General features: G+C 61.3%; 9 protein-coding genes and 2 pseudogenes. 4 read left to right on the plus strand and 7 right to left on the minus strand.

The annotated features are described in order from the left end of the window. Window positions 1-670: 670 nt before the first annotated feature. The 4 genes from NWI01_RS15960 to NWI01_RS15975 form a co-directional block, all read right to left on the minus strand. The gene (locus tag NWI01_RS15960; protein ID WP_210242987.1) at window positions 671-1,513 is read right to left on the minus strand and encodes a transporter; all 843 of its coding nucleotides are present in this window, start codon (window positions 1,511-1,513) and stop codon (window positions 671-673) included. A 132-nt stretch (window positions 1,514-1,645) separates the two neighbouring features. After that, a complete protein-coding gene (locus tag NWI01_RS15965) occupies window positions 1,646-3,058 on the minus strand; it encodes a carbohydrate porin (RefSeq protein ID WP_181410537.1) in 1,413 nt (470 codons plus the stop codon). Window positions 3,059-3,078: 20 nt separating this feature from the next. After that, window positions 3,079-5,571: a CoA transferase gene (locus tag NWI01_RS15970; protein WP_181410538.1), complete on the minus strand. Its 2,493-nt coding sequence runs from the start codon at window positions 5,569-5,571 to the stop codon at window positions 3,079-3,081. Between the two features lie 73 nt (window positions 5,572-5,644). Next, window positions 5,645-7,330, minus strand: coding sequence for a CoA transferase (locus NWI01_RS15975; RefSeq protein ID WP_141384965.1), 1,686 nt, complete (start codon window positions 7,328-7,330; stop codon window positions 5,645-5,647). Window positions 7,331-7,622: 292 nt separating this feature from the next. Here NWI01_RS15975 and NWI01_RS15980 point away from each other — a divergent pair, with 292 nt between their 5' ends. Next, entirely contained in the window at window positions 7,623-8,720 is a 1,098-nt protein-coding gene (locus NWI01_RS15980) for a helix-turn-helix domain-containing protein (RefSeq protein ID WP_181410539.1), read from the plus strand. Window positions 8,721-8,797: 77 nt separating this feature from the next. On the opposite strand, the pseudogene NWI01_RS19785 reads toward NWI01_RS15980, so the two are convergent. The 3 genes and pseudogenes from NWI01_RS19785 to NWI01_RS15995 all read right to left on the minus strand — a co-directional run. After that, window positions 8,798-9,087: pseudogene (locus NWI01_RS19785) on the minus strand (transposase); the annotation flags it as partial. 117 nt (window positions 9,088-9,204) lie between these two features. Beyond that, window positions 9,205-9,681, minus strand: a complete 477-nt coding sequence (locus NWI01_RS15990) for a tetratricopeptide repeat protein (RefSeq protein WP_244613820.1) — start codon at window positions 9,679-9,681, stop codon at window positions 9,205-9,207. 46 nt (window positions 9,682-9,727) lie between these two features. Next, window positions 9,728-10,264, minus strand: a pseudogene (locus NWI01_RS15995) (type II secretion system protein GspD); the annotation flags it as partial. A 264-nt stretch (window positions 10,265-10,528) separates the two neighbouring features. Here NWI01_RS15995 and NWI01_RS19790 point away from each other — a divergent pair. From NWI01_RS19790 to gspM, 3 genes are read left to right on the plus strand one after another with little or no spacing between them, the layout of a single operon-like run. Next, the gene (locus NWI01_RS19790; RefSeq protein WP_283809256.1) at window positions 10,529-10,777 is read left to right on the plus strand and encodes a PilN domain-containing protein; all 249 of its coding nucleotides are present in this window, start codon (window positions 10,529-10,531) and stop codon (window positions 10,775-10,777) included. Further along, entirely contained in the window at window positions 10,774-11,025 is a 252-nt protein-coding gene (locus tag NWI01_RS19795; RefSeq protein WP_244613821.1) for a hypothetical protein, read from the plus strand. Before NWI01_RS19790 ends, NWI01_RS19795 begins: the two co-directional genes overlap by 4 nt. Next, window positions 11,007-11,330 carry a type II secretion system protein GspM gene (gspM, locus tag NWI01_RS19800; protein WP_244613823.1) on the plus strand — a complete coding sequence of 108 codons (324 nt, stop codon included), beginning with the start codon at window positions 11,007-11,009 and terminating at the stop codon, window positions 11,328-11,330. Before NWI01_RS19795 ends, gspM begins: the two co-directional genes overlap by 19 nt. Window positions 11,331-12,000 lie beyond the last annotated feature (670 nt).

The following is a 12,000-nucleotide window of genomic DNA, read 5'->3' on the forward strand; positions in this document are numbered from 1 at the left end:
GGCCGCTCTAAAGGAGCTAGTCCGCTTTCGGACCGGGTGGTCCTGGTGGTCCGGCGGGTCCAGCGGGTCCAGCGGGTCCAGCGGGTCCACAGTATCGTATGACCACATCGCGAGTGTGGGATCCAGAGGAGACTCGAACGATGCAGGTTGCAGGAAACTCCTGTCCGACCCACTTAAATCCACCGGTAGCTGTACTCTTAACTTTCACCGTCTTGGTTGGACTAATCTTGATTTCGACAACAGGGTCATGCGTACGCCGGATACGACCCTCAATCGTCAAGTCTCCCCGTCTTATGCTGGCAGACGTGATGAAAATATCTGCATATGTATTGATCGGCCATGCGGCCACGAAACAGGTGGCGGCGCCCGCGGCAACAATTACTAGCTTCGAAAGCATGGTGAATATCCTCAATACCGGAACATGATCTTCATCACGAAAATGTACTGGGTGCAACAACGAGCGAGGATCGGGTGGCACCGAAGTGCGGAGCCACACATCGCAGGCCGAAACGACGATACAAGAAACGCATTCGCATACCCTCGAAGCTCGAACCGGTATCCACCTCGCCGGAATGCTCTTGCATCGTGGCTTTGGGAGGATGCGCGCGCTGCGATGCGCCGGCAAGCTACCGGGGCGAAAGCAGTAATGTCCTCGTCAAGCCACTCAAGATCATGGCACGGGGAAGATCAAGACCATGCGAAACTGGAAACCCCATGTTGGTCCACCCGCAGGCTTCTCGGCATAATATCGTACCAGACCGCCGAATTGCACCATCTGTCCCCCAATAGAAACGAGTTGGTTCAGGCCGACATTGATCGGCACCGTCCATTGACGTGCGTTCCAGTCATGCGTCGCTTCCGAAGTCACGAACACCGTTGTCTGCGTCGGCAAGGTATACGTGAGGAAGGGCTGAAAGAAACTGGCGTTGACCCGCTGCAGTCCAGTCGGTGCCGCGCTGACTGACCAGAGGTGATTGGCAAGGACACCATATGTCCAAGCACCTTTCATCTGCAGCGCGACACCGGTCGGTCCCGCGGCCCATTGCCCCCTGCTGAAGACATCGTTGGTTCCCGTCGGGAGGAGGAGAATCGGCCCCGCTCCCCAGACGGTGCCGGACGGAGACGAGCCTGCCGGAGAGAAGAAGAAACTCTGCGCGATATCACTGACGCCCCTCTCGGTGTGCGGGAATACACCGGACCAACTCGTGAACGGGATGATCGTGCGGCTGATGAGGTTCCAGTCACTGTTCAATCGCACTGGAATGACAGGCTGGAAGTTCATCGTATAGCGGGCAGCATCGCCGCTATGACCACCACCAAGGTCGAAGTTATGATGGAACGGCATCTGGATCAGGTTGGCGATGGGATTTGTGAGTTGCACCGCCACATCGGATTCATCCTGAGCATACGCGACACCAGTCGCCATCACGATGGACGCGGCAATTCCGAGCGAAGCGGCAAATCGGCGCGCGGCACGGAATCGAAGGGATGGAGACTGTGCCGCTGCCGACATTAGAAATTCTTTCTCAATGGCGTGGAGGGATCATCGGAGGATCAAGTGAGCATAGAGGCGGAGGACCCGTCCGATTTCTGCGATATCGTCACACCCGTTCACGCGCTGCGTGGTCCACACGGCGAAGCAGAACTAGAGGGCCGTTCTGAACTTGAGGTGCGGGACCGCGACAAAATCGGTGTTGGGGTTGAAGGCCGGGTTGAAGATGAGCTGAAGCCCGGGTGTAATCGTCGTGTTTGGCGTGAGAGCAATATTCCAATAGGCATCCACGCCGTACTGATCGCGCTGGCCGCTGCCAGGAAAGATGTCATTGAAAGGCCGGGTCCACATGACCGCTGCAGCCACTTCGCCATTTATACCGAAGGGGCGCAGTAGCGCAGCGCCCACATAGGCGGTGTTTCCGGAGAACGTAGTAGAGATACCGCCGCCCCGAGCCTCGTTATAGGTATAACTTGCAAAGCTGACGATCCGCCCCAATTGTCGCTCTGCATTAATCTTGAATCCGCCGCCCGGGGCGTTGGGCGTCGTAAGCGGGTTGAAGGTGTCTCGCGTTCCTGCATGGAAAACATTGATCGACAACAGGTCAAATTCGCCATTCGACCGGCGCCAAATCTTCCCGACCTCGATTCCGCTGAAAAGTTGGCTGCTCCTGAGATGACTCCAGTCGAGTTGGCTAACCCCGGGATTCCCATTCATGTCGTTGAGGACACCGTTGACAAAGAATCCGCTGTCACCGAGTCGCGCTCTGAAGGAAAGGCCGGCACCGAAAGCCGGGTATGGGATTGTCTCGTGAAACGCCAATGGACTTGCGGTGAAGCCGACTCGTGCATCTTTGAAACGGAAGGTGTTTATGGTCGCTTGTGGCGCTTGGTTGCCAATGCGGAAGCTGAAGTCGGGGCCGAGCCTTTGCTCCCAGAAAAGGTCTTCGACAACAAAGTTCCCGTTCCATGACGTGAACTCATAAGTCGACCAGGCCGAACCGATGTTCATGGGACCGAAAACGGCAGGCCATGGATTAGCACCCAGGGGGCCCCGCCATCCCATTCGCAGTACCAGCGAACCCTCCCAGTCGGTGCCGCGGTTTAACGGCGTCCACGTCATGCCGGGTGCGGCCCAGCCGGCGATTGCAAACTTGCGCGCGCCGGTCAGGGTTTCCGAGGCATACTGCGTCATCTGCTGGTAGGAGAGGGAGAAGGTTATGCCGTGCTGATCATAGAGCCTTTGCCGCGCTGCGGCGAGATCGCCGCGCCAGGGCGGCTGCAGGCCCGGAAACACCGTACCCCGCACAGGCGGAGGCGTAAGGGCCTCAGGCTCGCCCTGGTTGGGATCGTACAGTGCCTCGGGACCGGGTCGCAGCTCCGGCTTCGGAGATTTGACCTGATCCGGGCTTTCGTTCGAGGCAGGGTAAGGGTACGGGTAAGCGTAATATGGCTTCTCTTGCTCTGCGTGCGCTTCCCCGAGCGTGACCAGGCTTGCGAGCAGCAGGCAAAACACAAAGACGGCGATGCCGCGCAGCCGGCCAGGTGAACTCGTTGTACAGAGCATGAGTCGACGTCCCGCAACAGTCAGACCTTGGACCATTCGGTCCGACCGATAACCCCGCTGGAGACGAAGCGCTCAATATCATCGCGCCCATAACCGAGATCGGCTAGCACTGCCGGGCCGTCGGCTCCGATACGCGAAGCGGCAGGAGGCCGCGATGGTATCACACCGTCGAACACCAACCAGGTCGGCGCGAAGCACTCGGTCGTCCAACCGTCGCTCTCCGTCCGCTCGAACCGCACGGTCCTGCTCGGCTTGTCGCGGTGGCGGTCGGCAAGCTGCCTTACCGTTTGCACCGGCACCGCGTTGATACCGCGCGCCTTCAGGACGGCGAGAGCGGCCGCTACGGTTTTTGACACGAGCTCGGCGGAAATGTCGCGCGGCGCCTGCGCGAAAATCCAGCCATCGCTGAGTTGATAAACGCGCTCGCCGGCGTTCATCCCGGTTGCGTCGGCGCCGCGCGCACTCGCCGGCTCCCTTGTCTGCTGCAGCAAAATCTGGGTCAGCGTGGCGGCGGTCGCGAGCGAGGTTTCGGCCCAGTCGCCCCTTCCGTCCTTACGCCGCTCACGGGCCACTAGCGCGACAAGCCCTGCCCAGACCGCTAGATAGCCGCAAAGGTAGTCCACGCAGGACGCAATGCCGTGAAACGTTGGAGCGCCTTCGGGGCCGAACCGCACCATGACTCCCGTCGTTCCCTGTTGCGCCGGATCATAGCCCATGTCGTTGTGGCGTTCGCCGCGCCGCTCGCCGCGCAATGCCGCAAGCTGAATGCCGATCGCTGATGGGTTGAACTGAGCGAGCGTGAGGGGATCGATACGGAGTCGCGTCATCTGATCGTCCAGCATATTGCCAAGCACGAAATCGGCCTTGGCAACGAGTTTGCGAATGACCTCGGCGCCGCCCGCTGTTCCCGCATTCACGATGATGCTGCGCTTTCCGGCGGCCAGTTCGCCGGACCACATGACCACGATGGTCGGCGAGTGGTTCGGCGCCATCGGAACGACGCTATAGACGGTCGCGCCAAGCTCGACGAACATCCGCCCGGCGCTTGGCCCGGCAACGACGTTGCTGAAATCGACGAGCGTGTAGCCGGCAAGAGGAAGGCGCGATGGCTTCGTACCTGTATCTTTTGGAGGTGGCACCGAACGCGTTGGCAGACAATCCGCACGACGCGCGGCCTGGAGATCGGGATAAGGCTGCGCGCTCGCAACCCAAGACGGCCTGCCTATCTGCGTGCCGTCAACCCCGTGGACGGACGTGAAGATCCTGGACTCGCGCGCATGCGCGTTCCTTTGCCAGTCCTCCCAGCTTAGGATCACCGTCGCTGGCACGCCGGAGGCATTGAGAGAGCGCTCCCACTCGGCCGCCGTCCGACTCGCAAAGATCGGCGCCAGCCGATCGGCGAGCATCGAGGTAAAACTGAAGCCGAGTGCGAGAGAGTCCGCGAGATTGCGCCGCGCATCCTTGAAATTGGCGGGGTCGTACGCGTTGGCATCCACCATTCCAGCCGCGAGGGCTTCCTCCCACAGCCCCAATGCGCGAAGACACCGTTCCGTGAGCCGACGGTTCGGCCCGGCCATGGGCAGGATGAAGCGGCCGTCCAAAGCCCTGTAAGGCGCTGACAAAGGCGCGAAGCGCTGCTCCAGATAGAGCTGCCGGGCCGGGTTCGCCCTTGCTTCGTTAGTCATCGTACGGAACTGCTCCGGCGTCATGCCTTCCGGCAATCCGCCGATCACGATAGGCGAAAGGTGCTCCGGAAGCCCCTTCGAGGTGAGCGCGAGCGCCCCGATCGCCGATAACCCTCCCGCAAGCCGCGACGCGATGATCTCCCGGCCGCGCCCGGTTCGTTCCCGGTCGACGAGCGCGGCGGCTGCGGCAACGGCACCGTTGACGCCGGCATAGACGGAGCAGAGCGGCAACGGCGAGTAGATCACCGGCCGGCCCAGCATCGCACCGGTGATGCTCATGTCGGTGTAGAAGCCGACCAGCGCGTTGAGCAGATCCTCGCTGCAATCCGCCGGCAGGTGCCCGTATGCTTCGTCGCCCGGCACGGCCGCGGTGACGCGTATGACAATCTGGTGCGGCGCACGGCTGATGGATTTTTCGCCATCGACAATGATGATATCGGCGGATGACGTGTCGGCGAGCGAGCCTAAAGGCAGCACGATCTTGCCGCGATCAAAATAATCGTTGTCGAGGTCATTGGGGCCCGACACACCCCACCGCTCGACAAAGACTTCCGCTCCTTGGTCGGCAAAAAGCTGCCCGGCAAGACGGCCGGCTAGTGTCTTGCTGCGCTCAATAATTCGAATACCCTGAAAGGGCGCCGCTTCTCTCGGGCCTGCAGCGGTGCCGGACTGGGCAGAGGCCGATTCCTGCGACAGAACGGGTGCGAAGACTGCCCCGACGCCTATCCGGATCGCGTCGCGCCGTGTTGACGCCGTCGCTTCTTGTTTGCACCCAGCCGCAGCTGACTTTCCAGCCTGACTGTTTTGATCGTCCGTCTTATCGGCCATGCCACACATCCTTCTCACGCATGGTTTTGTCCGGCCAGCAGCTTCATCGCTGAACCGCAACCAAGCTTGCGCGTCACCCCTGCCAGACCGGCCGGTCGCTGCCCCGCACCGTCAATAACGGTTGTTGCCATCGTCCGGGGGTCCTCGACAGCTTCACCATCGGCGCCAGGCGGTGGACCTCACCGTAGGGCGACGTGAACCGGATCGTCCGGGGCGCGATCATGCGGTTCTCATCGGTCACCTCGAAGTCAGTCGACGGAAACATGCCCAGGCTCGCGTACCACATCGCCGCTCGGGCAAGGTTGACGTGCACATGGTAGCTGCCGCCTTCGGCGGCGCGGCGGCGCAGCGCCGCGATCACTCCCGCCGCAGCGAGATAGCCGGCGATGTAATCGTTCAGGACCAGCGTCGGCGGGAAGGCCGGAAGCGGCCCCTCGCCCAGCGCATCGGCATAAGACGGCCCGAAGCCCGGCCTGCTACCCGAACCCTCGGCGATGGTGAATCCAGTTGTGCTTACTGCCTCCATGTCGAAGGTGCGCACATCTTTCCACGGCCCGTCCCAGCTGTAGCCGCGCAGGGTGAGATAGATGACGCCGGGCCGCCTCTTCGTGACCTCGTCGATACCGAAACCCTGCCGCTCAATGCCGCGACCACTGAAGCTGTCGATGAACACGTCCGCTTGGGGAATCAGCGCGTTCAGGGCCGCCGCGTGCTCGGGCTGCTGCAGATTGAGGTTCGCCGAGCGCATGCCGATATTAACGTCGGTCCAGACGACCTCGTGCTCGAAGGATTGGTCCCGCATGATCTGCAGCGTCTCGGCGCCATACTCCGAGAGCGTGCGCGCCGCGGTCGAGCCCGCGATCACATGGGTGAGCGCAAGCACCTTGAGGCCCGAAAGCGGCTGCGTCGGGTTCGGCGTCCAGCGCAGGGGCTCGCCGTCCGCAACCTTGCGGATTTCGATCAGCCGCGTCTTCGCAAGGTGTGCGCCCTCGGGATGGGCAAGCCATTCCTCGGCCGTGCGGTGCATCACCCCAACCACGCCTCTCTCGAACATCGCGGCTTCGAGCTTCTCCCCGTCCCAACGCGCGACGGCGGCGGCAATCGCCTCGCGGGTCGGCGGACAGTCGAGCAGCGTCAGGGCCCGCGTGTTGAGATGCGGGTAGACGGCCGTGATGTTCATGAACCGGCCGTCCTTGGTGCGGAACGGCACGAAGGAGAACGGATTGCCGAGCCCTACCGGCGCCTGATAGAGGTTGCCGTTGATGGTCGGTGTGAAGGTGAAGCTGCGCGCCACCGGGTCGTTGGGCGGCACCGCTCCGGACGCCAGCCGGTGCTGCATGATCGGTGTCAGGATCGGGTTGACGTTATAGACCGCCTCCCGCAGGTCGACCGCCACGTCCTGGCCCTCGCCGGTCCGCTGGCGCCATATCGCCGCAGCCCCAACGCCCGCCGCCATCGCCGGCAGCGCCATGGAAGTCCCGATCCGGAAATGGCTGCGCAAGATCGGATCGCGCCCGGTGAAGATCACCTTTCCACCGCCGTCCTGGGGCGTGCCGCCAATATCGGCCATGAACGTGGCGAAAGCGGCGTCGACGTCAAAACTATCGCCCTTCCGGGCTGACGCTAGCGATGACGAAGCTGAAAACGCCGCCCCAGCCGCCAGACTCGCGGTTGTCTGTAGAAGCGCCCGGCGTGTCAGCAGTGTGGAATGGGCCGCGCCATTCTCAGGTCGCGCGCCATCCTCAGGTCGATCAATCACACTGCGACTCCACAGTATGAGACGCGCGCCGAGCGCGGACCGTCTCCAGCTTCACTGTTTCGATTTAGAGCTTTTACAAATGAACAGAACGCACCCAAGCCTTATCAGCCCAGCGCTGCAATCGTAGATGCTGTTAGATAACGCGCAGGAACACGTCGCGCCGACGATTACGCCGCGAGGAAACCGTTGTCATGTCGTGGGCCGCCACTTAACATGCAGAGCAAAGTCCGAGAGACGTAAGGCAAAGAGCGGACAGGTTTTCGAGTTCACAGCTTGCGAAGTCGGGGGCTGCATGCAACGCTTGGACGACGGGTCGACCGATGCGGTTTCGTCAATCGAGACCGGCCCAACACGCACCGTTGGCGATGATGCGGCGGAGCCGGCGACGCCGATCGTATTCTCGACCGAGAATATTAACCCGAAAGAGCAATTCGAAAGCTGGCGCGAGACCTTCGGCTCCCTTCATGACGTCGAAGTCGAAGCCGATCGGAGACAAGTATTCTCCGCCAGTGGCCAGCACTGGATGCTGGGGCCGATCCTGTTCGGCGTGTATGAAACACCCGCGCGGCGCATAATCCGTTCGTCGAAGCGGTGCGCGCAAGACGACATCGACCATTGGTATTTTCGGGTATCGAGAGTCGGACGCATCGTTTCGCGCTCCGGTGACGATATAATCGAAGCGGGACCGGGGGAATTGAACTTCAGTACCTTTGGCCGTCCGTACGAGGAGGATCAGGTCGCAGGAGAGTGGATCGCGGCGATGATCCCCCGCGGCTCTCTTCCGCTCCTGAGCAGCAGTCCACCGGCGCCCGGAGTGCTTCGGGGCGCTCCGGCACGGCTGCTCGCTGACTTCTTGTTATCGCTTGCCGAGCGCCTCAAGGAGGCATCCAAGGCGGACTTGCCGTCGATTGCCGAGGCGACCCGCGGCATGATCGCGGCCTGCGTGCGCCCGACCGAGGCGCCGCAGCAGATGGAGCAAGTTTTTTTACGCGAACGGATCGACCGGATCATTTTTGGCAACATAGCTTCCGCGCGCCTCGACGCGAACCGGTTGTGCGAACTTTCCTGCATATCGCGTTCCAGCCTCTATCGAGTGTTCGAGTCTCGCGGCGGCGTCGCCCGGCATCTGCATCGCCTTCGCCTGAAGTTGGTCCACCGCGATCTCACGGATCCGGCCCTTGCAAACCAACCCATCGCAAGGCTGGCGGAATTGCGAGGATTGCACAATGCCAGTTCCTTCAACCGGGCCTTCCGTCGTGAGTTCGGCTGCACGCCTGGCGACGTGCGCGCTGCCATGCAATCGAATATGCCTTTGCTCCGTTTGTACGGCGAGCAGAAGGGAGGCAGCAACCGCTTCCATTTTATCGACCTGCTGCGTGGCGCACCCTAAGTTCACAGTGACGCTATCACCCGAATTCAAGCTTAAGCCGCTCCGCTTCTGGCACCTCGTAAGCGTCCGTTTGAGAACTATGGGTAGGTGATGCGGCGGATGAGGATTGCAGCCATGGCGACGCCGATCAGGACGCGAGAAACGTCCGATCGAGTCTCGTAGTCGCGCACGAGGCGCCGGTGGCGGGTCATCCAACCGAAGGACCGTTCGACGACCCATCGTCGGAAGGAGCGCCACGCAGGTGGCTTCGGTGCGTTTGACGATCTCCACCTTGAAGTCGAGGAAGGTGGCCTTATCGAGCAATTGCCGGCGGTCATAGGGCGCTGTCGGCGAACAGGACACGCCCTCTACGCTTACACGCTTCCAGGCCTCACGGCGCGCCCCGCCAGAACGCCTCGCCTTGACGTGCCCAAGCTCCTTTCTCGTTCGCCACCTCGTCAACTCTCGGGGACGGAGGAGGGATAAGCCCCATGACTTACCGGGCTTATAATCGCCCCGGTGCCCAAATGAGCGCGAGACGCTGACCCTCGTGGATCTGAGCACGCGACATCTTGGAAGCCACGGCGTTTCGCAGTCGCAGAAAGTAGTCGCGCTCGCGCCGTGACGCGTGGGCAGCCGCCAGATTGAGCCATTTATACGCCAGCACTACATCCCGCTGCACGCCGTGGCCTTTGTCATACATCAGGCCCAGCATGCCCTGCCCGAATGGATTACCCCGGCTCGCAGCGGAGATATAGAAGTCAACCGCGGCGTCATAGGCCTGCGGCGCCCCGTAGCCGTTCTCGTACATAAAGCCAAGAGATGCCTGCGCTTTAGCATTGCCCCGCAGGGCAAGCGGCGTCAGTATCCGGACGGCGCTGACATAATCGCCCCGCAAATAGGCCGCGTTAGCGCGCGTTAGCGCATCAGCCGAGACGGCCCGCAACGGCATGAGACAGCAGGCGATCAGAACGAAACCCATTGCTCTTGCGCGTCGCCGCAAAAATTCTTGCCGACGCGTCACTGCATTAGTGGACGGTACGAACGCGCAGGTCATCGATGCTCGCTCCCACGCTGCCGCGCAGTTTCGACCGCAGTTCCTCGGCGACGTGATGCGCATCTGTGCCATCGCGGATGATCTGCGGACGGATGAATATAATCAGTTCAGTGCGGGTACCTTTCTTGCGCTGGTGCGCGAAGGCGTCTCCGAACCCTTGGATCTCGTCAAGCAGCGGAATGCCGTTGCGTCCACCGTTCTGCTGTTCGCTAATCAGTCCGGCCAGCAGCACAGTCTGACCGCTGGCAACCGAGATCGAGCTTTTCACCCGCCGCTCTGCCACTGTCGGCGTCAGCGTCGAGGTCGCAGTTGGCTGGACGCTACTGATTTCCTGCTCGACCTCAAGCCGGACATTCCCATTGACATTGATGCGGGGAGAAACACGAAGGATGACGCCGGTGTTGCGATAATCGATGCTGTTGACCACGTTATTGTTGCTGTTCAGGACCGTGGCAGTGCCGGTCGAAATCGGTACCGTATCGCCAACCTGCAGCGTCGCTGTCTGATCAGCATACTCGAGCAAAAACTGGCCGGCTCCGCGGGTCTTGCGAACGATCTGCCGCGACTATTGCGGCTGACGCTGTTCGGCGCCGGCGTAATGGCGGCCGCGATACTCTCTGTCTCCATCTACCTCGGCGGCAGATATGATGACCAACGGCAGGAGTTGCAGCAGCGCGTCAGTCAACACCGTGCGGCGCTCCGCATCGATCAACCCGCCGGATCAGCGACGACCTTGCTTGCCAGGCGCAAGCAAACTTCGCCTTCCAGCGTCATGGTGCTGGAGGCGATCTCACGCGCAATGCCGGACACCACCTACGTCACGGAATTGCGGATTGACGCCGACAAGATGCAGATCGTCGGCCTGACCCGAAACGCGCCCTCGCTGATCCATCTACTGGAGCAGTCGCCGCAATTTTCTCGTGCCATTTTCTTCGCACCGACCACACGCGACAAGAACGATCCGGGCGAACGATTCCATATCGAGGCCCATGTCATGCCCTATTTCGGGACCGGATCATGAATCTCACCTCCACCTTAGAAAAAGTAACGACCGCACCGCTGCCAGCAGCGACGATCTATCTCGGGCTTCTGGTCTTGCTGTTGTTAATCACGGTAAGTTCGATATCCGACCTGTTCGACAAACGGGCTTCCGTGGCATCCGTGCAGGCCATGCTTGACCAGTTCAAGAGCGCCGGCCAGCAACCGCGAAAGACGGACTTGCGGGCGCCGCGCCCACAGGCTCGCCATTTCTGGAAGGCGCGACCATAACAATCGCTGGCGCAGCGCTCCTGCAACGTGCCTCGGCGGCCGTTACGAAATTTGGAGGAAACGTTCTGTCGTCACAGGTCGACTTGCAGGGTAGCCAAAAGAAGGCAGGCTTTGTCACAATCATCGTGAGTTTCGAAATTCCTCAAACCGGCCTGCAACAGTTGCTATACGACATCGAGGCCGGCATGCCCTTACTGTTCGTCGATCAGCTCATCGTGCAGACGCCCGCGGGCTTTGGCGCTCCTGGCGAGGGCAAACTACGCATCCTGCTCACGATATCCGGACAATGGCGAGGTGCAAAATGATGTCGCCGCACAAAATAGCAGTGTTAATCACGCTGCTTCTACTGGGGTTTGCTATTCCGGCCTCGACTCTCGCGTTGCAATCAAACGTCGATGAAATCGATCTGGATAAGCCGCGCCGAGACGATGCATCCTCAGCGCGCTCTCCTTGGGATCAACCTGCTCCGCCGACGCTGGTGCGGGCGCCGCCACCACCTCCTGAAGCTGCGGAGGAGCGCACGCCGAGCGCCAATCCGCTTTGGGCTATCCCGCTCGCGACACTTGCTCAAACGCGCGAGCGACCGATCTTCTCGCAAACGCGCCGACCAGTCCGGGCCGTGGTATCTGCGCCAGCCGCGAAAGCGCCTTCTCCCACGCCTCGCACAGAGAAACCGCAATTGTCGCTGATCGGAACGGTAGTCGGCGAGGATACGACTTTGGGCGTTTTTATTAATTCTGAGACTCGCGCGTCTCTGCGGCTAAGAATCGGCGACGATTTTCAAGGCTGGAAGCTGGGCTCGGTGCAAGGCAGAAAGGTCACGCTGACACACGATGGTCAGAGCGCGAAGCCTACCGCGACCGGAGGCCGCTAAAGCAAGCGCGCCAATGCCCGCACAAGCCGACCCCGTGACCACGAAGGCGCGTGCCGACAACCAATCGCGGTCTCAGCAGGAATCTCCGCATTAGAGCGGCC

Origin of the sequence: Nitrobacter winogradskyi, assembly GCF_006539545.1 — a bacterium.
Lineage (GTDB): Bacteria > Pseudomonadota > Alphaproteobacteria > Rhizobiales > Xanthobacteraceae > Nitrobacter > Nitrobacter winogradskyi_A.

Excerpts from the sequence above, each read along its gene's own strand:
- NWI01_RS19790 (WP_283809256.1), top strand. The coding sequence starts at position 10,529 with ATGGTGCTGGAGGCGATCTCACGCGCAATGCCGGACACCACCTACGTC.
- NWI01_RS15980 (WP_181410539.1), top strand. The coding sequence starts at position 7,623 with ATGCAACGCTTGGACGACGGGTCGACCGATGCGGTTTCGTCAATCGAG.
- NWI01_RS15990 (WP_244613820.1), bottom strand. The coding sequence starts at position 9,681 with ATGGGTTTCGTTCTGATCGCCTGCTGTCTCATGCCGTTGCGGGCCGTC.
- NWI01_RS19795 (WP_244613821.1), top strand. The coding sequence starts at position 10,774 with ATGAATCTCACCTCCACCTTAGAAAAAGTAACGACCGCACCGCTGCCA.
- NWI01_RS15960 (WP_210242987.1), bottom strand. The coding sequence starts at position 1,513 with ATGTCGGCAGCGGCACAGTCTCCATCCCTTCGATTCCGTGCCGCGCGC.
- NWI01_RS15970 (WP_181410538.1), bottom strand. The coding sequence starts at position 5,571 with ATGGCCGATAAGACGGACGATCAAAACAGTCAGGCTGGAAAGTCAGCT.
- NWI01_RS15965 (WP_181410537.1), bottom strand. The coding sequence starts at position 3,058 with ATGCTCTGTACAACGAGTTCACCTGGCCGGCTGCGCGGCATCGCCGTC.